Source organism: Aeromonas sp. XH (genome assembly GCF_033348475.1).
Classification (GTDB): Bacteria; Pseudomonadota; Gammaproteobacteria; order Enterobacterales; family Aeromonadaceae; genus Aeromonas; species Aeromonas sanarellii.
In genome coordinates, this window is sequence record NZ_CP137630.1 from 897,059 (window position 1) to 920,044 (window position 22,986).

Annotated in this window: 19 protein-coding genes; 16 read left to right on the forward strand and 3 right to left on the reverse strand. The window is 64.9% G+C overall.

Annotated features, from left to right (window positions below; genetic code table 11):
* The first annotated feature begins 70 nt into the window (after positions 1 to 70).
* From R2B70_RS04260 to R2B70_RS04275, 4 genes are all read left to right on the forward strand, one after another.
* Complete coding sequence (locus R2B70_RS04260) at positions 71 to 1,114, forward strand: ABC transporter permease (RefSeq protein WP_219143643.1); 1,044 nt, start codon at positions 71 to 73, stop codon at positions 1,112 to 1,114.
* 82 nt (positions 1,115 to 1,196) lie between these two features.
* Positions 1,197 to 3,014, forward strand: a complete 1,818-nt coding sequence (locus R2B70_RS04265) for an extracellular solute-binding protein (protein WP_318162721.1) — start codon at positions 1,197 to 1,199, stop codon at positions 3,012 to 3,014.
* 25 nt (positions 3,015 to 3,039) lie between these two features.
* Positions 3,040 to 4,077, forward strand: coding sequence for an ABC transporter ATP-binding protein (locus R2B70_RS04270; RefSeq protein ID WP_318162722.1), 1,038 nt, complete (start codon positions 3,040 to 3,042; stop codon positions 4,075 to 4,077).
* Between the two features lie 91 nt (positions 4,078 to 4,168).
* Complete coding sequence (locus tag R2B70_RS04275; protein ID WP_209793195.1) at positions 4,169 to 5,170, forward strand: ABC transporter ATP-binding protein; 1,002 nt, start codon at positions 4,169 to 4,171, stop codon at positions 5,168 to 5,170.
* A 609-nt stretch (positions 5,171 to 5,779) separates the two neighbouring features.
* Here the strand turns inward: R2B70_RS04275 and R2B70_RS04280 are convergent.
* Entirely contained in the window at positions 5,780 to 7,231 is a 1,452-nt protein-coding gene (locus tag R2B70_RS04280) for an aminoacyl-histidine dipeptidase (protein ID WP_209793197.1), read from the reverse strand.
* A 921-nt stretch (positions 7,232 to 8,152) separates the two neighbouring features.
* On the opposite strand from R2B70_RS04280, the gene gpt reads away from it, so the two are divergent.
* The 6 genes from gpt (at position 8,153) to R2B70_RS04310 (ending at position 13,816) form a co-directional block, all read left to right on the forward strand.
* Entirely contained in the window at positions 8,153 to 8,620 is a 468-nt protein-coding gene (gene gpt, locus R2B70_RS04285; protein ID WP_209793199.1) for a xanthine phosphoribosyltransferase, read from the forward strand.
* A 155-nt stretch (positions 8,621 to 8,775) separates the two neighbouring features.
* Positions 8,776 to 10,044, forward strand: a complete 1,269-nt coding sequence (gene frsA / locus R2B70_RS04290) for an esterase FrsA (protein ID WP_042079129.1) — start codon at positions 8,776 to 8,778, stop codon at positions 10,042 to 10,044.
* Positions 10,045 to 10,107: 63 nt separating this feature from the next.
* Positions 10,108 to 10,500 carry a sigma factor-binding protein Crl gene (gene crl / locus R2B70_RS04295; protein WP_209793200.1) on the forward strand — a complete coding sequence of 131 codons (393 nt, stop codon included), beginning with the start codon at positions 10,108 to 10,110 and terminating at the stop codon, positions 10,498 to 10,500.
* Positions 10,501 to 10,634: 134 nt separating this feature from the next.
* Positions 10,635 to 11,738 carry a glutamate 5-kinase gene (proB, locus tag R2B70_RS04300; protein ID WP_219143647.1) on the forward strand — a complete coding sequence of 368 codons (1,104 nt, stop codon included), beginning with the start codon at positions 10,635 to 10,637 and terminating at the stop codon, positions 11,736 to 11,738.
* Positions 11,739 to 11,770: 32 nt separating this feature from the next.
* Positions 11,771 to 13,024 carry a glutamate-5-semialdehyde dehydrogenase gene (locus R2B70_RS04305; protein WP_318162723.1) on the forward strand — a complete coding sequence of 418 codons (1,254 nt, stop codon included), beginning with the start codon at positions 11,771 to 11,773 and terminating at the stop codon, positions 13,022 to 13,024.
* Positions 13,025 to 13,180: 156 nt separating this feature from the next.
* Positions 13,181 to 13,816 (forward strand): murein L,D-transpeptidase catalytic domain family protein, encoded by a 636-nt coding sequence (locus R2B70_RS04310; RefSeq protein WP_318162724.1) that lies wholly within the window; start codon positions 13,181 to 13,183, stop codon positions 13,814 to 13,816.
* Between the two features lie 57 nt (positions 13,817 to 13,873).
* Here R2B70_RS04310 and R2B70_RS04315 read toward each other — a convergent pair whose 3' ends face one another.
* Positions 13,874 to 14,305, reverse strand: a complete 432-nt coding sequence (locus R2B70_RS04315; protein ID WP_042079134.1) for a universal stress protein — start codon at positions 14,303 to 14,305, stop codon at positions 13,874 to 13,876.
* Positions 14,306 to 14,497: 192 nt separating this feature from the next.
* On the opposite strand from R2B70_RS04315, the gene R2B70_RS04320 reads away from it, so the two are divergent.
* A complete protein-coding gene (locus tag R2B70_RS04320; protein ID WP_219143649.1) occupies positions 14,498 to 15,238 on the forward strand; it encodes a hypothetical protein in 741 nt (246 codons plus the stop codon).
* A gap of 32 nt (positions 15,239 to 15,270) precedes the next feature.
* Here R2B70_RS04320 and R2B70_RS04325 read toward each other — a convergent pair whose 3' ends face one another.
* Positions 15,271 to 15,774, reverse strand: a complete 504-nt coding sequence (locus R2B70_RS04325; RefSeq protein ID WP_318162725.1) for an RNA methyltransferase — start codon at positions 15,772 to 15,774, stop codon at positions 15,271 to 15,273.
* 283 nt (positions 15,775 to 16,057) lie between these two features.
* Here R2B70_RS04325 and R2B70_RS04330 point away from each other — a divergent pair, with 283 nt between their 5' ends.
* The 5 genes from R2B70_RS04330 (at position 16,058) to R2B70_RS04350 (ending at position 22,857) form a co-directional block, all read left to right on the forward strand.
* A complete protein-coding gene (locus R2B70_RS04330) occupies positions 16,058 to 18,682 on the forward strand; it encodes a nitrate reductase (RefSeq protein WP_318162726.1) in 2,625 nt (874 codons plus the stop codon).
* Between the two features lie 28 nt (positions 18,683 to 18,710).
* Positions 18,711 to 19,469 carry a uroporphyrinogen-III C-methyltransferase gene (gene cobA, locus R2B70_RS04335; RefSeq protein ID WP_318162727.1) on the forward strand — a complete coding sequence of 253 codons (759 nt, stop codon included), beginning with the start codon at positions 18,711 to 18,713 and terminating at the stop codon, positions 19,467 to 19,469.
* Positions 19,470 to 19,594: 125 nt separating this feature from the next.
* On the forward strand, positions 19,595 to 20,179 hold the full coding sequence (locus R2B70_RS04340; RefSeq protein ID WP_318162728.1) for an ANTAR domain-containing response regulator: 585 nt from the start codon (positions 19,595 to 19,597) through the stop codon (positions 20,177 to 20,179).
* A 348-nt stretch (positions 20,180 to 20,527) separates the two neighbouring features.
* On the forward strand, positions 20,528 to 21,883 hold the full coding sequence (locus tag R2B70_RS04345; protein WP_318162729.1) for a CmpA/NrtA family ABC transporter substrate-binding protein: 1,356 nt from the start codon (positions 20,528 to 20,530) through the stop codon (positions 21,881 to 21,883).
* A 14-nt stretch (positions 21,884 to 21,897) separates the two neighbouring features.
* The gene (locus R2B70_RS04350; protein ID WP_318162730.1) at positions 21,898 to 22,857 is read left to right on the forward strand and encodes an ABC transporter permease; all 960 of its coding nucleotides are present in this window, start codon (positions 21,898 to 21,900) and stop codon (positions 22,855 to 22,857) included.
* Positions 22,858 to 22,986: the final 129 nt, after the last annotated feature.

Sequence of the window (22,986 nt, forward strand, 5' to 3'; positions counted from 1 at the left end):
CACGCCCTATCGTCTCCGATACCTGCGTTGCACCTCCTGTGGATCCCCGCGTGCGGTTTGGAGAATAACCATGCAGCTCAATCCGGTTACCTTGAAAAAACTCAAGCGCTTCAAGTCCATCAAGCGCGGTTACTACTCCTTTGTCATCTTCTCGGCCCTGGTGATCATCTCCCTGCTGGCGGAGCTCCTGGTCAACAGCCGGGCGCTGGCGGTGAGCTATCAGGGGGAGCTCTACTTCCCCACCTATGGCGACGTGATCCCAGGGCAGCACTTCGGGCTCGACTACGAGTACGAGACCAACTACCGCCAACTGCAAGCCAAGCTGGAGCAAGAGGACAAGGGAGACTGGGTGCTGCTGCCCCTGGTGCCCTGGAACCCCTATGAGCAGGACTTCAAGGAGGAGGCCTATCCGCCCTATGCGCCTAGCCTGGCGGAGCGCCACTTCCTCGGCACCGACACCAGCGGTCGCGACGTGCTGGCACGGCTGGTCTACGGCTTTCGCATCGCCATCGGCTTCGCCTTCATCGCGCTGGTGGCGAGCTATGTCATCGGGGTCAGCATCGGCTGCATGATGGGCTTCCTCGGCGGCCGTTTCGATCTCATTCTGCAGCGCTTTATCGAGATCTGGTCCCAGGTGCCCTTCCTCTACGTCATCATGATCCTGGTGTCCCTGGCCAAGCCGAATTTCGGCCTCTTCGTCGGCATCAACGTGCTGTTCGGCTGGATGGGGATCACCTGGTACATGCGCACCCTCACCTACAAGGAGCGGGCGCGGGACTATGTGATGGCGGCGCGGGCCCAGGGGGCGGGCACGGGGCGCATCATCTTCCACCACATTCTGCCCAACACCCTGATGATGATCGTCACCCTGGCGCCCTTCGCCGTGGTGGGCAACATCTCCACCCTGACGGCGCTGGACTATCTGGGCTTCGGCCTGGCGCCGCCGACCCCGAGCTGGGGGGAGCTGCTCTCCCAGGGGATCAACAACCTGGATGCCATCTGGATCGTGAGCTCGGTGGTGGCGGCGGTGAGCCTGGTGCTCATCATGGTCTCCTTTATCGGCGAGGCCATCCGGGAGGCGTTCGATCCGCGCAAATTTACCCGTTATCAGTGAGGCGCTGCGCCATGCCAGGCCGCGTTGCCAGAACCCTTGATGAATAAGCCCCCAGTGCAGGGGCATGACCAGGAAGTCAAACATGAACAATAAAATCAAATGGATAGGTGCTATTTTTCTGCTAGTGAACGGGACCTGGGTGTGGGCGGCCAGCCTGCCTGCGGATCTCAAGTGGGAGACCAACGACACCGACCCCGTGTTCGCCTCCCCCAAGGCGCTGCCCGGCGGCACCCTCAACCTCTTCGTCGACAGCTTCCCGCTGACGTTTCGCACCGTGGGGCCCGACTCCAACGGCTCGTTCCGCTCCTTCATCCAGGACAACCAGCTGAGGCTCATCAGCTTTCACCCCAATACGGGCAACCCCATACCCTCGCTCGCGAGTGCCTGGGCCATAGCGCCGGACAGCCAGACCGTCTACTTCAAGCTGGATCCCCGCGCCAAGTGGTCGGACGGCAAGCCGGTCACCGCCGATGACTACACCTTCGGCTACGAGATGATGCGCTCCAAGGACATCAAGGGGCCCTGGTTCAACAACTACTACACCACCGAGGTGGTGGCGGTGGAGAAGATTGACGACCACACCATCCTGGTCAAGGCGGGCAGCCGCAAGGCCAAGCTGGATCTCCTCAACACCACCGAACTGTGGCCCCAGCCCAAGCACTACTACAAGATGGGCCCGAACTGGGTGAAGCAGTACAACTGGGCCGTGGTGCCCACCACGGGCCCTTACGTGATGAGCGAGGTGAAGAAGGGCAAGTCCGTCACCTTCAGCAAGCAGAAGGAGTGGTGGGCAAAGGACGATCGCTACAACCAGCACAGGTTCAACATCGACACCATCAAGGTGCAGGTGATCCGCGACCACAACATCGCGTTTCGCCATTTCCTGAAGGGGGAGCTGGACACCTTCGAGATGATCCTGCCGAACTGGTGGCATGAGAAGGCGGTCACCCCGGAGTACAAGAAGGGCTATGTGCAGAAGGTGATGGCCATGACCGACACCAAGCAGGGGGGACAGGGGATACACCTCAACGTCAGCCATCCCAAGCTGGCGGACATCAACGTGCGGCTCGGCATCCAGCACGCCATGAACCTCGACAAGATGATCGAGACGGTGCTGCGCGGCGACTACGACAGGGCCACCACCTTCGGATCGGGTTTTGGCGAGTTCACCGACATGACGCTGCCGGAGCGGGCCTACGACATCGCCAAGGCGCGGGAGTACTTCGCCAAGGGGGGCTACGGCAAGCCGGGGCCGGACGGCATACTGCAGAACGACAAGGGGGAGCGGCTGACCCTGGCCCTCACCTACACCAGCCAGGAGCACTCCAAGCGGCTGACCGTGCTCAAAGAAGAGGCCAAGAAGGCGGGCCTGGATCTGGAGCTCAACCTGGTGGACGGCGCCACCGGCTTCAAGGTGATGTTGGAGAAGAAGCACGAGGCGGCCTGGCTCGGCTGGGGCGGCGGCGGTCTTTACCCGCAATACTGGGAGTCCTTCCACTCGGACAACGCCAACAAGCCGCAGACCAACAACCTGTTCAACGTGGCGGATAAGGAGCTGGATACCCTGATCGACGCCTACAACGTCGAGTTCGACATGGCCAAGCGGGCCGAGCTCTCCCGCCAGATCCAGCAACGCATCTATGATCTCGCCATCTTCGTGCCCGGCGTCCAGCTCAACTATGTGCGGGCCAGCAGCTGGCGCCACGTGATGCTGCCAGAGGTGCCCGCCACCCGGAACACGCCGGATCTGCTCTACTGGCCCATGGATGGCTACCCCCACAGCAGCGGCGGCCTGCTCTGGATCGATCCCAAGGTGAAGGAAGAGACCCAGAAGGCCAAGGCCGAGGGGGAGGCGCTCACCCCCGTCACACTGATCGACAAGACCTATGCACGTCATTGATGTGGTTGAGAAGGGAGCAGCAGTCATGCCCAACACACAGGCCCCCGTTTTTGGTGCCAGGCATCATGAGGATCCGCGCCAGGCCCCCATCCTGGAGGTGCGGGATCTCGAGGTGGAGTTCGCCGTCGACGACGGCAAGATAAAGGTGCTCGACGGGGTAAGTTTTTCCGTGGCGCCGGGCAGGACCCTGGGCATCGTCGGCGAGTCCGGCTGCGGCAAGAGCGTCACCTCGCTCGCCATCATGGGGCTGCTGCCCAGGCCCCATGGGCGGGTGGTGGCAGGCTCCATCCGCTTTCAGGGGGAGGAACTGCTCACGCTGGCACCGGATCAGATGTACAGGGTGCGCGGCAACCGCATCTCCATGATCTTCCAGGAGCCCATGACGGCGCTCAACCCGGTGCAGACGGTCGGGGATCAGCTGATGGAGGTGTTTCACCTGCACAGGCCGGACTACAGCAAGGCACAGCGCCGGGAGGCCGCCATCGCCATGCTGCAGAAGGTGGGGATCCCGGAGCCCGTCCAGCGGTTTTCGGCTTATCCCCACAACCTGTCGGGGGGCATGCGCCAGCGGGTGATGATCGCCATGGCGCTCGCCTGCGAGCCCGACTTGCTCATCTGCGACGAACCGACCACGGCGCTGGACGTCACCATTCAGGCCCAGATCCTGGATCTGATGAAGGCGCTGCAGGCCCAGACCGGCATGGCCATCATCTTCATCACCCACGATCTCGGGGTGGTGGCGGAGCTGTGCGACGAGGTGGTGGTGATGTATGCGGGGAGGGCGGTGGAGCGGGCCGACATCTACGAGCTGTTTGACCATCCGCGGCATCCCTATACTCATGGTCTGATGGCCTCGATCCCGCGCCTCGAAGATGTGCCAAAGAGCCTGCTCAAGACCATCAAGGGCCAGGTGCCCGCCCTGCACGAGATGCCGGCGGGGTGCCGCTTCTCCAACCGTTGCCCCCATGCCACCGCACTGTGCGTGGAGACCATACCGGTGACCGAGCAGCTGAGCGATCGCCACGCCGTGGCCTGTCACCACTGGAAGGAGTTGAGCATATGAGTCGTGTGTTGCCGATACGGGACGGGGCTCCGTCCCTCTGCGGGGCAGAGGGATCGCCACTGTGCCTCCCAAGCGGTGGAGGGAGAGCGTCATGAGCACCTTGTTGTCCATACGGGATCTGAAACAGCACTTCAAGATGGGCGGCGGCTTCCTGCGCAAGCAATACACCGTCTATGCGGTGGATGGCATCAGCTTCGATCTCCGGCAGGGGGAGACGCTCGGCCTGGTGGGGGAGTCGGGGTGCGGCAAGTCCACCCTGGGGCGCTCCCTGCTCAAGCTGTTCGAGCCGACCGCCGGCTCCATCACCTTCGAGGGGCGCGACATCACCCACCTCTCGCCCAGGGAGATGCGCTCCCTGCGCCAGGAGATGCAGGTCGTGTTCCAGGATCCTGCGGAATCCCTCAACGGCCGCCATACCGTGGGGCAGATCCTGGAAGAGCCCTTCATCATCCACGGCAAGGGCAACGCCGAACAGCGGCGTGCATGGGTGCAGGAGCTGCTGGACAAGGTGGGGCTGCCCGGCAGCGCGGCGGATCGCTATCCCCACGAGTTCTCGGGAGGTCAGCGCCAGCGCATCGGCATCGCACGGGCCATCGCCCTCAAGCCCAAGCTGCTGGTGTGCGACGAGGCGGTGTCGGCCCTCGACGTCTCGGTGCAGTCCCAGATAGTGAACCTGCTGCTCACCCTGCAGCGGGAGATGAACCTGGCCATCATCTTCATCGCCCACGACCTGTCGGTGGTCAAGCACATCTCCGACAGGATTGCGGTCATGTATCTGGGCCGGATCGTCGAGCTGGCAGAGGCCCAGCAGCTCTATCTGGCCCCCCGTCACCCCTATACCCAGGCGCTGATCTCCGCCATCCCGGTGCCGGATCCCCGCAGGCGCAGCCAGCGCATCCTGCTGACCGGGGACGTGCCGTCCCCCATCTCGCCGCCGAGCGGCTGCCACTTCCATCAGCGCTGCCCCTATGCGACTGAGCTGTGCCGCACCACGTCACCCAATCTGGAGCCGTGCGGCGGTGCGGCCCATCAGGTGGCCTGCCATTTCCCCCTGGCCTCGGCGGAGGCGGTGCCGCTGGGAAAGGCGATATGATGCCGGTGCCCGCATCGCAGCAAGATGGCACGGGGGACAAGCAATAAAAAAATGGGGCCTGCAGGCCCCATCTTCATGGTTGGAGTTCAGGTTTGGCCGTGGAACATCTGGCCCGGGCAGGACAGCGCCCCGAAGGGGTGGCTGTTGTGTGGATTGCTGGATTGTTTTGTAGTTTTATTACGTTGCTAACTTCAACTTCCGGACGGACGACATCAGGCGCCATAGCGGAAGTAGTAGTCGCGGGTTGCAGGCGCATAAGTGTCTTTCTCTTCGACGCCTTTCTTGCTGGTTGCACCCTTCAGGTGGAACAGCACTGCCAGGTTCTCAAACATATATTCACCTCATCGGTTGGTGTTCATCGGTTGCGTGTGACCTGGGTCACGGTTTGATCCTATGGCCTTCTGTGACCTGGATCAACTTTTTGTGTTGTAAATTTACATAAATCATGGAAAGGGTTTTCAAAAGCAGGGTTGCTTATGGATACGATTTCAAGCCCGGGTCGCGGTTGAGAGGGCGAAGGCTGGGCAAAAACTGGCAGGCCGGGAGGGGCAGCCAAAAAGATGCCCCGCACGGGGCGGGGCATCTTTGTTGTCGAGGTGACGCGGCTGTTTACTTGGCGGGGATATGTTCCAGCACGTGGACCAGCAGTTGCCAGAAACGCTCGACCGCCGGGATGTGCACCTTCTCGCCCGGCGCGTGGGCACCGCGGATGGTCGGACCGAAGGAGACCATGTCCCAGTCCGGATAGGCGCTTTTGAACAGGCCGCATTCCAGGCCGGCGTGGATCACCATGACGTTCGGCATCTCGCCAAACAGGGTCTGGTAGCTGCTGCGCACCAGTGCCATCACAGGGGAGTCCACGTTCGGTGCCCAGCCCGGGTAGGCGCCGGTAAACTCGCAGCTGGCGCCGGCCAGGGTGAACAGGGAGCGGGTCATCTGCTCGATGCTCTCGCGACCGGAATCGATGAGGGAGCGGATCAGGCACTGTACGTACACCTCACCGTCGAGTGTCTTGACGACGCCCAGGTTGGTGGAGGTCTCGGTGACGCCCGGAATGGCGTCGCTCATGCGCATCACCCCGTTCGGGCAGGCCATCAGGGCGTCCAGCAGGCGGGACTGCAGGCTTTCGCTCATCAGCTGGGCCGGTTTGTCCCGGGCGGTGAGCAGCACGGTCAGGTTGGCTTCGGTGGCGGCCAGCTCGCTCTGATAGATGCCGGTGTAACGGTCGACCAGGGCCTTGAACTCGTTGACGCTTGCGGCGGGCACCAGCAGGCTGGCGCGGGCCTCGCGCGGGATGGCGTTGCGCAGGGTGCCGCCGCTTATCTCGGCCAGACGCAGGCCGAGCGGCTCGGCGGCCTTGAGCAGGCGCACCAGCAGCTTGTTGGCGTTGCCGCGACCGCGGTGGATGTCGACCCCGGAGTGACCGCCGCGCAGCCCCTTGACCTGCAGCTCGAAGCCTTCGCCTTCAGCGGCGGCGACCCGCTCCAGGGGGAAGCGGATATTGGCATCCACCCCGCCGGCGCAGCCCATGTAGACCTCGCCATCCTCTTCGGAGTCGGTGTTGAGCAGGATCTCGCCCTCCAGCCAGCCCGCTTCCAGACCGAAGGCGCCGGTCATGCCTGTCTCTTCGTCCGTGGTCAGCAGCACTTCCAGCGGGCCGTGCTTGATGCTCTTGTCGGCCAGCACGGCCAGACAACCCGCCATGCCCATGCCGTTGTCGGCACCCAGGGTGGTGCCGCGGGCGGTGACCCATTCGCCGTCGATGTAGGCATCGATGGGATCCTTGGTGAAGTCGTGCTGGGTGTCCGCGTTGGCCTGGGGCACCATGTCGATGTGGGCTTGCAGCACCACGGCCTTGCGGTTTTCCATCCCCGGCGTGGCCGGTTTCTTGATGATGATGTTGCCGACGGCGTCCTGTTTGACCGCCAGGCCTTCTCCCTGGGCCCACTGCACTATCCAGGCGCTGAGCTGGGCTTCGTGCTTGGAGGGGTGGGGGATGGAGCAGATCTGCTCGAAGAATTGCCAAATCAACTTGGGAGACAGAGAACTGAGCTGTGCCACGTCGGGACTCCTTACCAGCATGGAAATTGTCGGGGCCCCATCTGCGGGCCTGGGAAGAGGACAACGATAATACAGTCAATCACGCAAAAATGTGAGCGATCAGCGCAAATAGCGGTCTGCTTGTGCTGGCAAAGGGCGTCGACATGGCGCACTTCACTGTCCCGCCTCGTTGAATCAGCACAAGATGAAATTCGTGATGCGTATCACAAAAATATTGTCATTTCGGCGCCGAATGGTAAATTAGCCGCCGTGGCCAGCCCACTTGTCAGGATGACAATCAATGCCTCCAGGGAACCGAAGCAAAGCAAGTGCGCCTCCATGGAACCGAGTGTCCGTTCAAGGATTTGAACCCGCATTAAGGTACGTAACTTGTTAAGCAATCAGGAGTTCATGATGTCAGGCAGCAATTCAACCTATTGGTTTGCCCAATCCCTCTATACCCAGGGCTTCAACTACCCGAATCCCTACGCCAGTCGCCGTTGAGGCTGACAGGCAACCCAAGAGCAGCAGGAGTGAGGACCCCATCCTCCCCTGCTATTTTTTTGTCCGGCATTCGGAAATGAGCTGCTCGTAATGGACACCCTGCTGGCGAAAACCTGTTCCCCGTGTAGCCTGAACGGCGGGAGATGGCCGACTATTCCTGCTTTTCGCATACGTTTGCCACTCTTTTTATCGACAAAGGGTGCTATCATACCGGCCCAACAGCCGGCCCGAGTGCGGGATCCTGCCCGACATGGCCGCCAGCTACCTCCAATCCCTGCGTTCATTGCATCCGTGTCTGCCACCGAGGCGCCAGCCCTGAGGCGGCAGACGTGCAAGCAAAATTCGGGAAACGGAGCGCCAGAATTGACCGGATCCCCTGTGTCTGCCGGGGTCCTTGCCTCTTAAGTGATTGCTTTATAACTCGTTGAGATCGATAGCATGCCAAAAAAGTTCTACGTATCCTGGGATAACCTGCAACGTGAAGCGCGCCGTCTGGCCCGTCGTCAACTGCCTGTCAGCCAGTGGAAAGGGATCATCGCCGTCAGCCGCGGCGGTCTGGTGCCTGCGGCCCTGATGGCCCGCGAACTTGGCATTCGCAACGTCGAAACCCTCTGCATCTCCAGCTATGACCACGACAACCAGCGTGAACTGGTGGTCGTCAAGGCGGCCACCACGGCCGGTGACGGCGAAGGTTGGCTGGTGGTGGACGATCTGGTGGACACCGGCGGTACCGCCAAGGCGATCCGCGAGCTCTATCCCAAGGCCAAGTTCATCACCATCTTCGCCAAACCCATGGGGGAGCCCCTGGTGGATGACTTCGAAGTCGCCATCCCGCAGGACACCTGGATCGAACAGCCCTGGGACATGGCGCTGGAATTCGCCAAGCCTATCTGCGACGAAGCCTGATCATTGCCCTGCCTCGACCGGTCGCCGCGTCTGACTCCCTGAGGCATCAATGAACCACTCGGGCCCCTTTTGGGGCCCGATGCGTTTCAGGTGTGGCTGCCCGCCCTGAAAAGTGGTTAAGATGGAGCATTGTTTGCGACAGAAGAGCCACCATCTTGGAACCAAACGACGATACCAACCTGACGGAAAAGCTGTTCACCCGGGTCAAAAAGGTATTGGAAACCTCCGAAATCTCCAATTCCAGCCCGGTTGACGAGCACGATGGCTCGCTGACCGAGAGCTTTATCGACGGTGCCCTCTCCCCCCGCTGGTATCGCCTGCTGCGTCGGCCGACCTGGGCCTGGCAGGGGGCGGATCCGGTGGAGGTGGAGCAGACCCTGGCCCAGATCGCCATGGGGCAGGGGGAGCGCAGCCACGAGCGCTACCTGGATACCATCAAGGGCTATGTGCCCGGCAACTGGGTCTATGAGTGGAGCCAGCTGGCCGGTCGCTACTTCAACCGGGGGCGCGAGCTGGTGGCCCAGGGGGAATCGGCCAGCGCCCTGAAGCATCTGCTCAAGGCGGTACGCTACTACTCCATCGCGAGCTACCCCCACCTAAAGCACGACGAGCTGGCGGATCAGGCCCAGTTGCTCGGCAACATGGCCTATCGCGAGGCCGGACGCCTGTTCAAGGTGCCGCTCAAGGAGCTGCAGGTCCCGTTCCGGGGCAAGACCATCCAGGGCTATCTGCACCTGCCCACCACCGACAAGCCGGTGCCCCTGGTCATCGTCAGCGGTGGCATCGACTCCCTCCAGGTCGACTTTCTCAACTTCTACTTCAAGTGCCTCGAGCCCCACGGCATCGGCATGCTGTCCCTGGACATGCCGGGGACCGGCTATGCCGAGCACTGGCCGCTGGTGCAGGACACCAGCCGCCTGCACCAGGCGGTGCTGGGCTACCTCGCCGAGGTGGCCTGGGTCGATCACCAGCGCATCGCCATGGTGGGTTTCCGCCTGGCCGGCAATGTGGCGGCCCGCCTCGCCTTCGTCGAGCCCTTCAAGCTCAGGACCGTGGTCTGCATCGGTGCCGGCATCAATCAGGTGTTCACCAACCAGGAGCTGTTTGCCCGCTGCCCCCGCATGATGCGCGACGGCCTGGCAAACCGGCTGGGGGCCGACGCTGGCCAGTGGGATCTGCTGCGCACCAAGTGCCAGGTCTTCTCCCTCAAGACCCAGGGGCTGCTGGGGAGCCGCACCTCTGTGCCCATCCTGAGCATCGGTCACAAGAAAGATTTCATCTGCCCCGAGCAGGATGTCCGGGCATTGGCCGCTGCGAGTCGCAACGGCAAGGCGGTGGTGTTTGACAAGCAGCCGCTGCTCGAGGTGTATGACGAGGCGCTGAAAGAGACGGTCGATTGGCTGAAAAAGCACTTATGTACATGATATAAAACTAAAAATGTAACATCACCATGTGATGGTATGGCTTGTTCAACAGGGAGGTTCAGCATGTCAGAGAGAGTGACCTACAAGCGATTGCTGCGGCAGTTCGCGGCCATTGGCCCCTATTTGCGTGAAGATCTGTGCGAGGAGGGGCGCTACCGCTTCGACTGCCTGTCCGTCTGCGTCAGCGCCAAGCCGGCGCCGGACAAGCGGGAGTTCTGGGGCTGGTGGCTGGTGCTGGAGCAGGAGGATCACCACTTCAGCTACCACTATCAGGTCGGCTTCTACAATGCGGAGGGGGTCTGGCTCGACAAACCGCTGCCCAAGAAGCACCAGGCCGAGGTGGAGCGCACTCTCCATCACTTCTACAAGCTCATCAGCGGCAAGCTGGCCCAGCTGGAGTGCACCCTGTCACCCGCCGACCAGGTGACCGCCGAGCTGAGCGTGACGGCGGCCTGATCTCCCGGCCCCCTGTCTGACTGGCGCGGGGCCGCTTCTCTCTTGTCCTTGCAACCCGGCAGGCTTAATTGCCTTGCAGGGCAACAGGGCCGTGGGTATAAAGGGATTCCTTACTTTTCTAACCCTTCGTTCCCATGGAAAACAGAACCATAGTCGTCAAACTGGGCACCAGCGTGCTCACCGGGGGATCTGCCCGGCTCAACCGTGCCCACATGGTGGAGCTGGTCAGGCAGTGTGCCGCCTTGCATCGACACGGACACCGTGTCGTCCTGGTCACCTCGGGGGCCATCGCCGCCGGTCGTGAACACCTGGGCCATCCTCCGCTGGCGCCTACCCTGCCGAACAAGCAGATGCTGGCGGCGGTCGGCCAGACCCAGCTCATCCGGGTGTGGCAGGACCTGTTCAATCTCTACGGGCTGCACATCGGCCAGATGCTGCTGACCCGCGCCGATCTGGAAGACAGGGAGCGCTACCTCAATGCCCGCGACACCCTGCGTACCCTGCTCGATCACCGCATCATTCCTGTCATCAACGAGAACGACGCCGTGGCCACCGCCGAGATCAAGGTGGGGGACAATGACAACCTCTCCGCCCGTGCCGCCATCCTGGCGGACGCCGATCTGCTGATCCTGCTGACCGATCAGAAGGGGCTCTTCACCGCCGATCCGCGCACCAACCCGGATGCCCGGCTCATCGAAGAGGTGCAGACCATAGATGACACCCTGCGTTCCCTCGCCGGCGACAGCGTCAGTGGCCTCGGGACCGGCGGCATGGCCACCAAGCTGCAGGCGGCCGACGTGGCCCGCCGGGCCGGGGTGGACGTGGTGATCGCCACCGGCCAGATCCCGGAAGTGATCGGCCGTCTCGCCGCAGGGGAGCGGGTAGGGACCCTGTTCCCGGCCCTGGCCTCCCCGCTGGAAGGGCGCAAGAGCTGGATCCTGGCGGGCCCCCCTCCCCACGGAGAGGTGCAGGTGGATCAGGGGGCCGTGGCCGCCATGCAGGAGAAGGGCTCCAGCCTGCTGCCCAAGGGCATCACGGCGGTGAAGGGCGACTTCGCCAGGGGCGAGGTGGTGCGCATCCTGGATCCCAAGGGGAGCGAGCTGGCGCGCGGCATCTGCCGCTACGATCACGTCGAGCTGGAGAAACTGCGCGGGGTACACTCGGATCAGATCGAACAGGTGCTGGGGTACGGCTACGGGGCCGTGGCCATTCACAGAGACGATATGGTGCTGCTATGAGCAGTCCCAATGAAAGTAAAAGGGATAAGGCTATGAGTCTGGAGAAAATGGGGCTGGCGGCCCGCGAGGCCGCCTATCAGCTGGCGACCGTCAGCACGGCGCAGAAGAACCGGGCGCTGGCGGCCATCGCCGACGAGCTGGAGGCACGCAGTGCCCAGATCCTGGCGGCCAACGAGAAGGACATCGCCGCCGGGCGCGAGGCGGGGCTCACGGAGGCCATGCTGGATCGCCTGCTGCTGAACCCGGCGCGTCTGGCCGGGATCGTCGCGGACGTGCGCAAGGTGATCACCCTGGACGATCCGGTCGGCGCCGAGATCGACAGCCGGGTGCTGGAGAACGGCCTGCGCCTCTCTCGTCGCCGGGTGCCCATCGGCGTCATCGGCGTCATCTACGAGGCGCGTCCCAACGTCACCATCGACATCGCCAGCCTCTGCCTCAAGACCGGCAACGCCAGCATACTGCGCGGCGGCCGGGAGACCTTCCACTCCAACCTGGAGCTGGTGCGGGTGATCCAGCATGCGCTGGCGGCCTCCGGCCTGCCCGAGGCGGCGGTGCAATACATCGACAACCCGGACCGGGCTCTGGTGGGCGAGCTGCTACGCCTCGACCGCTACGTGGACATGATCATCCCCCGCGGTGGCGCCGGCCTGCACAAGATGTGCAAGGAGAACAGCTCCATACCGGTGATCATCGGCGGCTTCGGCATCAGCCACATCTTCGTGGACGAGAGCGCCGACCTGGTGCGCTCCCTGGCGGTCATCGACAACGCTAAGGTGCAGCGCCCCTCCGCCTGCAACGCCCTCGACACCCTGCTGGTGCACGAGAAGGTGGCAGCCACCTTCCTGCCGCAGCTGGTGGCGCTCATGAACGAGCGCAAGGTGACCCTGGTGGGGGCCCCCAATGCCATGACGCTGCTGGCCGGCGGTGACAACCTGTGCGAGGCGGGCCCGGAAGATTTCGACACCGAGTGGCTGGGGCTGACCCTGGGGGTCAAGCTGGTGGCCGACGTCAACGAGGCGCTGGCCCATATGCGCGAGCACAACGCCGGCCACTCCGATGCCATCCTGACCAACTCCCTCGCCAACGCCGAGCGCTTCGTCAACGGTGCCGGTTCGGCGGCGGTCTATGTCAACGCCTCCACCCGCTTCACCGACGGCGGCCAGTTTGGGCTGGGTGCCGAGGTGGCGGTTTCGACCCAGATGCTGCACGCCCGCGGCCCCATGGGGCTGACCGAGCTCACCAGCTACAAGTGGGTGGGGCAGGCGGACTATCTCAGCCGTGCCTGAGGCGGGTGTGCGCAACAATCCATACAATGCCGACTCGGGTCGGCATTTTTGTGGTTTTTTATTGCTCGCAATCAAGGGCTTGCATATAACTATCCTGCAGGATGCGGTGTCACTCGGGGCGTCAGGCCACCGACAGCAAGGGGAGCGACTTCAAGGATGAAGGGACTGGATTGGAGGGCGTGGTGCGGCCGCCTCTGGCTGAGACTGCTACTGCTGCTGGGGGCGCTCTGGTTCAGCGGAGCCAGTCACGCCAGCTGGGATCAGGATCTCTATCGCCAGCTGGGTCTTGCTGGCAAGCTCGACAAGCAGGTATTTCGCCAGGCTCTGGACGGTTACCAGAAGGTGCGCCACAAGCGCAAGCCCATCCTCACCATCATCGACTACAGCAAGCCCTCGACCATGCGCCGGCTGTTCGTCATCGACGTCAAGCGCCACAAGCTGCTCTACCACACCTGGGTGAGCCACGGCCGCAACTCCGGGGAGCTGGCAGCCCGCCAGTTCTCCAACCAGATGAATTCCCGGCAGAGCTCCCTCGGGGTCTATCGCACCGCCGAAACCTATCAGGGCAAGCACGGCTACTCCCTGCGCCTCGACGGGCTCAGCCCAGGCAAGAACAGCAATGCCCGCAAGCGGGCCATCGTGGTGCACGGGGCGGATTATGCGAGCCCGAAGCATCTGCGCAAATTTGACAAGCTGGGCAGAAGCTGGGGTTGCCCCGCCCTGCCGCGGGAGCAGTCCAGGGCCATCATCGACACCATCAAGGGGGGCAGCGTCATCTATGCCCACGGTTGAGAAGGCGCAGATGGCAAAAAGGCCAGCTCGTGCTGGCCTTCGTGCATCAGGGAGGGATTATTTGCGCACCACCAGCACCGGGCAGGGGGCGTGGCGCACCACGGATTCGGCCACGCTGCCCACCAGCAGATGGCTGATGCCGGAGCGGCCGTGGCTGCCCATGACCACCAGATCCACCTTGTCCTCCTTCGCCTGGAGGACGATCTCGTCGGCGGCGCGGCCGAAGCGCACCTCGAACTTGGCCGGGATGGGCAGCAGCGCCACCAGCTCTTTCAGCTGGTTCTTGGCCTGGCGCTCCATCTCGTGGGTGATCTCGATGGCGGTCATGTGCAGGATCTTGTAGCTGTCGAAGCCGTGCAGTTGATCCACCACGTGGACCAGCTTGAGCTCGGCCTGGTGTGTATTGGCCATGAAGACGGCGTAGTCGAGCACGGCCCTGGACATGTCGGAGAAGTCGACGGGGCAGAGCAGGGATTTGATGGTTGGCATGAGAAACTCCCCTCTGGTTGGGCTACTAATGAATCTTGTTTCTCATGATACCTGAGGGGGCGGCAATAACCCTCGACCCGCTCGCAAAATCAGGAAAATGTCGGTTGGCACGGCAGTTTTCTATGCTATCTGTAAGCCTGAACGGGCCGTCTGCGGTGAGCACCGCCGATGGCCATACCACCGAGGAAACCCATGGTTCGTCTGCTCCTGTTGTGCTCCCTTCTGATCGTCTGGCCCCTGCGGGCCGACACCCTGCACGTCTACTGCGATGATTGGCCCGGCTTCTGCCAGAGGGATGGCAGCGGGATCTACCTGGACCTGGTGCGCGCCATCTATGAGCCCGAAGGCTATGTGGTTCAGCCTCACCTGGTGCCCTATAAACGGGCGCTGGCGGTGGTGCAGAAGGGGGGCGACATGGCGATGGGGGTCTATCGGGAGGAGGTGGACGGCGTCCATCAGCCGGATTATCCGGACTCGGCCGACGACGTGACCGTGGTGATGCAGAAGCGCTGGTTGCCGCTGTGGACGGGGGAGGCCAGCCTGAAGGAGCAGGAGGTGCTCTGGCTGCGGGGCTGGGCCTTCGACAAATTTATCCCGGTGCCCATGCGCTGGCACGAGCTAGACAGCCATGAGATGGCGCTGCAACTGCTGGTCAAGGGGCGCTACCGCTACTACCTGACCGCCGGCGTCCTCTATCCCAAGGGCTCCCTCCCTCCCGAACTGGCCCAGGTCTTCCTGCGCTGGATCCCGACCTACCCCATCTTCGCCGATAACGAGCGGGGCAGGCAGTTGCACGGGCTCTGGGATCCCGGCATGCGCACCCTGGCAAGGCAGGGGAAGCTGGCACAGATCTATCGGAAACACCGGCTCTACGACTACTTCCGGGACTTTATCCGGGAGCAGGAGGCGAGGGCGCGCAAGCCGTTACCCTAGCGCCATGTTTGCCACGTAGCGCACCCTCTTGCTCAAGCCTCCGCCCTCAGCGTCTTGGCCAGCCGGTCGTAGAGGATCACGTTGACCGAGGCGGCGAGGTTCATGCAACCCTGAGTCGGCACATAGATGACCTCCTTCACCGCCGCGAAGCGGGCGGGCTCCAGGGTGCCATCCTCCGGGCCGAAGATGTAGAAGGCTCTCCTGGGGTGCACGTAATCCGGCAGGGGGGTGGCCCCCTCGATCAGATCCACCAGCACAGGGGTGCAGCCCTCGGGGACGAACGCCAGCAGCTCCTCGACCCCGAGCAGGGGGATCTTCTCCACCATCTGCTTGGTGTCGGTGGCAAAGCGGCGCGCCAGCTCGAAGCGCTGCCCCGTGTAGTAGACCTCGTCTGCCCCATAGCAGCCGGCGGCCCGCATCACGGCCCCCACGTTCTCCGGTGACTTGGGGTTGACCAGCCCGATGGCGCAATACTCGGGGGCCGCACCCGGCCACGCATCGACCCGCTCTGCGGCGCCGTAACCTGACACTTTCATCTCGTTCTCCTGTGTGGCGGCGCATTATACCCCCGGCGCGCCCCTTGCCCAGCGTGCGGGGCGCATTCCCGTCCAGCGGGCCCAACAAGGGGGCGGCTGCACCGCTCTGGCGCAGCCCGGCACCCTGATGCGCAATGGCGGCGCCCCTTGCATCCTGGCGCGGGGTTTGCAGTCACTTTCCCATACAAGACGATGAGGCATCCGGACAAAGGCGTCCGTCCCCGCAGGGGGGCGGACGCTTTTTTATGGGCCCCTCGTCAGACACATGACAAGGAGCAAGGGAATGAAGACCACCTGTGCCTATTGCGGAGTGGGGTGCGGCATCCGGCTGAGTCGGGAGGGCGACAACTGGCAGTTGCAGGGGGATGAGCAGCATCCGGCCAACGGCGGCGCCCTGTGCGTCAAGGGGGCCAGCCTGCTGGAGAGCCTGGCCTTTCCCGACCGCCTGCTCTATCCGCGCTGGATGGGGCAGCGCATCGGCTGGGAGGAGGCCCTGGACACCCTGGCGGAACGCCTGGCCGCCATCATGGCCGAGTCCGGCCCCGGGGCCATCGGCATCTACCTGTCGGGCCAGCTCACCACCGAGGATTACTACGTCGCCAACAAGCTGATGAAGGGGTACCTCGGCAGTGCCAACGTGGACACCAACTCCCGGCTCTGCATGTCGTCGGCCGTGGTGGCCCACCAGCGCGCCTTCGGGGAGGATCTGGTGCCCGCCTGCTACGAGGATCTGGAGCTCGCCGATCTGGTGGTGCTGACCGGCGCCAACACCGCCTGGACCCATCCCGTGCTGTTTCGCCGCCTGCAGCAGGCCAGGGCGCGGCGCCCCGAGCTCAGGCTGGTGGTGCTGGATCCCCGCCGCACCATGACGGCGGAGCAGGGGGATCTGCACCTGGCGCTCAAACCCGGCAGCGACGTGACGCTCTGGAACGGCCTGTGCCGCTACCTGCTCGATGTCGATGGCTGGGACAAGGCCTATGTAGCGCAGCACGTGAGCGGTTTCGAGGAACTTGCGGGTGCGCTGGACGATCCGGCCTGGCAGTTGGACGAGGTGGCCCGCAGCTGCGGCCTCTCCCGCAGCGATCTGCTCGGTTTCTACCAGCTGTTTGCCCGTACCCCCAAGACCGTCACCCTGTTCTGCCAGGGGATCAACCAGTCCAACCAGGGGGTGGACAAGGCCAACGCCATCCTCAACGCCCACCTGATGTGCGGCCGCATCGGCAAGCCGGGGGCGGCTCCCTTCTCCATGACGGGGCAACCCAACGCCATGGGAGGGCGTGAGGTGGGGGGGCTCGCGACCCAGCTCGCCGCCCACATGGGCTTTGGCGGGGCCGAGTGCGATCGGGTGCAGCGCTTCTGGGGAAGCCCGACCATGGTGCGCGGGCCGGGGCACAAGGCGGTCGAGCTGTTCGAGGCGGTGCACAGGGGGGAGATCCGCGCGCTCTGGGTGCTCGGCACCAACCCGGCGGTCTCCCTGCCGGACGGCAACCGGGTGCGCGAGGCCCTGAGCCGCTGCGAGCTGCTGGTAGTCTCCGAGGTGACGGCCAACACCGACACGGCGCGCCTCGCCCACCTGCTGTTGCCTGCCGCCGCCTGGGGGGAGAAGGGCGGCACCGTCACCAACTCCGAGCGCACCATCAGCCGCCAGCGCGCCTTCCTGCCCCTGCCGGGGGAGGCCAGGCCCGACTGGTGGGCCCTGACCCGGCTCGCCCGCCGGCTCGGCTTTGGCGAGGGGTTCGCCTATGAACACGAGCACGAGATCTTCTGCGAGCATGCCGCCCTCTCCGGGTTTGAGAACGACGGATCCCGCCAGTTCGACATCTCCGGGCTGGCGGGTCTCACCCGTGCCGAATTCGAGGCCCTTTCTCCCCTGCGCTGGCCCGTCAACGCCGACTGGCCCCGTGGGCGGGAGCGCCTGTTCGAGGACGGACGCTTTGCCACCCCGGATGGCCGGGCCCGCCTGCTGCCCCTGGCCCAGCGCTTCCCCGAGCAGCCAGAAACGCCCCCGCTTGCAGGGGCTGTCTCCCTGCTCCTCAACAGCGGGCGGCTGCGGGATCAGTGGCACACCATGACCCGCACCGGTCACGTGCCCAGGTTGCAGGAGGCCGAGCCCTGGCCCAGGGTGCGGGTGGGGGCCGCCAGCCTGCTGGCGCTCGGCGCCAGGGAGGGGGATCTGGTGCGCCTCTGCAACGCGCTCGGGGAGGCGCTGCTGCTGGTCGGGCTGGACGAGGGGCTAAGGGAGGGGGAGGCCTTCCTGCCCATGCACTGGACCGACAGCCAGTGCAGCCAGGGGGCGGTCAACCGTCTCATCGCCGCCGTGGTGGATCCCCTCTCGGGCCAGCCCATGTTCAAGCAGGGGCGAGTGCAGGCCAGGGCGCAGCCCACCCGCTGGCAGGGGCTCTGGTGCGGCCGCCATGACTGGCGCGAGGGGGTGGACTGGTGGGCCAGGCGCCCCCTGCCCGAGGGCAACTGCACCCTGCTGGCCTCCTGGTCAGAGAGCCCCGAGCGCCTGTGGCAACGGCTGGGGGCCGAGGGGCACTGGCTCAGGCTGCCCCTGAAAGAGGGCTGGCTCGCCGTGGCCCTGGCCGGGGATCGCATCGAAGGCATCCTGCTGGTGGGGGCGCGGCGCCAGGACATCAAGGTCGACCTGCTGGCCAGCCTGCTCGGCACGCCGCTCCAGGCGGGGGCCCTGAGCCAGACCCTGAGTCAGGCCCTGGCCGGGGAGAGCCGGCTGGTCTGCTCCTGCCTGCGGGTATCGGAGCAGCGCATCGTGGACGCCATCACCCGGCAGGGGGTGAGCGAGCTGGCGGGGCTGCAGGCCCTGCTCGGCTGCGGCAGCAACTGCGGTACCTGCCTGCCCGAGATAGACAAGTTGTTGATCAAACATGTTTTCCTGGCATCCGCTTAGTGCGATGCCAGGACACAAGGAGCCTGAGATGAGCCAAATCAGTCTGGTGGGAGCGGGCCCCGGCCCCCTCGAATTGTTGACCCTGCGCGCCCTGCAACGCATCGAGGCGGCGGAGGTGGTGGTTTATGACCGCCTGGTGGGGAGCGAGATCCTGGCACGCATTCCCCAGGGGGCGGCCCGCTTCGACGTGGGCAAGCGCTGCGGCGAGCCGAGCCCGACCCAGGAGGAGATCAACGCCCTGCTGCTGGCCCTGGCCCGCACGGGCAAGCGGGTGGTGCGCCTCAAGGGGGGGGATCCCCTGGTGTTCGGCCGTGGCGGCGAGGAGGCGCTGCACCTGGCCCGGCACGGCATCGCCGCCGAGCTGGTGCCGGGGATCACGGCGGCCCTGGGGTGCGCCGCCAGCACCTTCATCCCCCTGACCCACAGGGGGCTGGCCCGCTCCCTGACCCTGGTGACGGGGCACCTGATGGACGAGGGCGACTATCAGGGCTGGCAGGGGCTGACCCGGGCCGGCCACACCCTGGTGTTCTACATGGGGCTGGAGCGGGCGGCCCAGATCCGGCAGGGGCTGCTGGCGGCGGGGGCCTCACTGGATGTGCCGGTGGCCCTGGTGGTGGCCGGGTGCAGTGCCCGCCAGCAGGTGCACGAAACCACGCTGGACGGGCTGGCGCAGGCCGCGCTGGCCCTGCTCGGCCAGAGCCCGGTGCTGATCATCATGGGGGAGGTGGTGCGCCTGCGCGCCGAGCTGCAAGGTCTGCTGACGGAGGCGCTGGACAGGGTCGCCTGAGCCGATATCCACCCTCTACCCCCACTACCTCCTGATAGATAAAAAGGAGGTAGATTCAAAGAGTTGGCCTTCATGTTGCGGCATTGGCAGCAGACAAGTTGCGATAGCCGTTGGCAAGGAGCGCCATGACTACTCTTTCCACCCGGGGTCAGGACGGCCCCGCTTCCCGCCTGCTGATCCACGCCGATGATCCCGGTCAGGCCAATCGGCTGGCCCTGCTGGTCAGCCACTACGGTCATCAGCCCAGGATCCTCGACGTCCGGCAGTTGCTGACCCCGATGGAGCAGGGGGACGCCCTGCTCGTCAGCTGCCGACAGTTCGGCGCCGAGGTGCGCCTCGGCCTCTCCCTCTGGCCCGGCCTGCCGCGCCTCTTGTTCTGCGAGCGGCTGGGGGGAGACACCCAGCTCGCCCTGTTGCAGCAGGGTGTGCTATTGGTGCCCCACCCTTGCGGCGAGCGGGAGCCGGTGGAGCAGTGGCTGCGCCTCGCCCGCAGCCACCTCGCCATGGTGCAGGCCCTGATGCAGACCGAGAGCGAGCTGCGCCAGAAGCTGGAGGAGAGGCGGCTCGTCGAGCAGGCCAAGGGGCGGCTGATGCGCCATCAGGGGCTGGACGAGGAGCAGGCCTATCGCCTGATGCGCAGCACCGCCATGAGCCGCCACCTGAGCCTGGGGGAGCTGGCACGGCAGCTGTTGCTGGCATTGCCCGCCTGAGCGCCCCCGTGGTCAACCGTTTTGGTGCAACTGCGCCTAATTGAGGCAAATTGGGGGTGGCGAGGGCGAGATTGGAGGGGCGAAAGCCCGTCTGGCGGGCTCTGGCAGAGCTGGCACGGAAAGTGAATAACCGAATACACGATAGCAAGTGAAGAGACAGCGGACAGGGAAGGGCCATCCGGCCATTCCTCCGCAACAGGGCAAAGAAGCCCCACCGATCCCGGATCGGTGGGGCTTTTTTTTGGTCGCGACTCGCCTTTCGGGTCGCAGCGCTGCAACGAGGTGGCGCTGCAACCCCCAGGAGCGTGGCGTGGCCGCCGGGAAGAGTGAACCGAGCGAGGGACTGGAATGAACGGACGACAAGGATGTGCGGGGATGCTGCTGGCGGCGCTGTCGCTGCCGGTGCTGGCACTGGGAGCCCCGGAGCAGGAGGAGCTCAGGCTCGGCTTCATCAAGCTGACCGACATGGCGCCGCTGGCGGTGGCCTACGAGCGGGGCTATTTCGAGGACGAGGGACTCTACGTCACCCTGGAGGCCCAGGCGAACTGGAAGATATTGCTGGACAGGGTGATAGACGGCGAGCTGGACGGCGCCCAGATGCTGGCGGGTCAGCCCCTGGCGGCCCACATCGGCATCGGCACCCAGGCCGAGCTGGTGACGGCCTTCGCCATGGATCTCAACGGCAACGCCATCACTGTGGCCAACAGCGTCTGGGCCGCCATGGCGCCCCAGTTGCCCAAGCCGGTGGCGGGCCAGGTGCCGGCCCCGGTGAGCGCCGCCGCCCTCAAGCCCGTGGTGGCGGACTATCGCCAGGGGGGCAAGCCCTTCAACATGGGGATGGTGTTCCCCGTCTCCCCCCACAACTACGAGCTCAGGTACTGGCTGGCCGCAGGCGGCCTGCACCCCGGCTTCTATGCGCCCAAACTTGGGGACAACTCGGGCCAGCGCCAGGCGGACGTGCTGCTGTCGGTGACGCCGCCGCCCCAGATGCCAGCCACCCTGGAGGCGGGCACCATCGCCGGCTACAGCGTGGGTGAGCCCTGGAACCAGCAGGCGGTCGCCAGGGGCATAGGGGTGCCCGTCATCACGGATCACGAGATCTGGCGCAACAACCCGGAGAAGGTGTTCGGCGTCACCCGGCAGTGGGCCGAGCGCCATCCCAACACCCATGTCCGGCTGGTGAAGGCGCTGCTGCGGGCGGCCTGGTGGCTGGATGCCGAGCAGAACGGCAACCGGCGCGCGGCGGCCAAGCTGCTGGCGAGGCCCGAGTACGTGGGGGCCGACGAGCAGGTGATCGCCAGCTCCATGACCGGCACCTTCGAGTACGCCAAGGGGGACAAGCGCCAGGTGCCGGACTTCAACGTCTTCTTCCGCCACCACGCCACCTATCCCTACTACTCCGACGCCATCTGGTACCTGACCCAGATGCGGCGTTGGGGCCAGATCCCCGAGGCCAAGCCGGACGCCTGGTTCGAGCAGGTGGCCAAGGCGGTCTACCAGCCGGAGGTCTATCGCCAGGCCGCCGAGGCCCTCATCGCCGAGGGCAAGCTCAAGGCCACCGACTTCCCCGATTTTGCCAGCGAGCAGGGCTATCGCGGCCCCCAGGATGGCTTCATCGACGGCCTCATCTACGACGGTCGCCACCCCAACGCCTATCTGCAGCAGTTCGCCATCGGCCTCAAGGGCGATGAGCGGGTGCAATGAGCAAGGAGATCCCGATGAAACGACACAAGTGGCTATCCATCAATTGGAAACTCATCAATTTGAAAACCCTGGTGCAGCCCCTGCTCGGCGTGCTGCTCTTCCTCGGCCTCTGGCAGTGGGGGGCGAGCCAGGTGCAGACCAGTCTGGGCACCCTGCCGGGGCCGCTCGCCACCGCCAGCCAGCTCTGGTCCCTCGGGCAGGAGCATCTGCAGGAGCGGGAGAAGGCGGCGGCCTTTCTCGAGCGCCAGCAGGCGCGCAATGCGGCAAGGCTGGCGGAGGATCCGGCGGCCGAGGTGAAGCTGCGCCCCTACACAGGACGCCCCACCTTCTTCGATCAGATAGCCACCAGCCTGCTCACCGTGCTGTGCGGCTTTGGCCTCGCGACCCTGATCGCCATCCCGTGCGGGGTGCTGCTCGGCATGAACCAGGGGCTCTATCGCGCCGCCAACCCGGTGATCCAGCTGCTCAAGCCGGTCTCCCCCCTGGCCTGGCTGCCCCTCATCACGCTAGTGGTGAGCGCCCTCTACGCCAGTCCCGCGCCCTGGCTTGCCAAGTCCTTCCTTACCTCGGCCCTGACGGTGACCCTCTGCTCCCTCTGGCCGACCCTGATCAACACGGCGGTGGGGGTGGCGGGGCTGGACGGCGATCTGCACAACGTCAGCCGGGTGCTGCGCCTGTCGTTCCTGACCCATGTGCGGCGCATCGTGCTGCCCGGCGCCCTGCCCATGATCTTCACCGGCCTGCGCCTGTCGCTGGGGGTGGCCTGGATGGTGCTGATCGCGGCGGAGATGCTGGCCCAGAACCCGGGGCTCGGCAAGTTCGTGTGGGACGAGTTCCAGAGCGGCGGTTCGTCCTCCCTGGCCCGCATCATGGTGGCGGTGATCACCATAGGCCTCATCGGCTGTGCCCTGGACAGGGGCATGCTGGCCCTGCAGCAGTGGTTGTCCTGGGACAAGCGCCAGGTATTGCGCTAGGAACGCCCGCGGGCAACCGAGGCAGCACAGGCCCTGCAGCAGTGGTCCTGCTTCAGGACAAGCGCCAGGTATTGCGCTAGGAACGCCCACGGGAAACCGAGGCAGCACAGGCCCTGCAGCAGTGGTTCT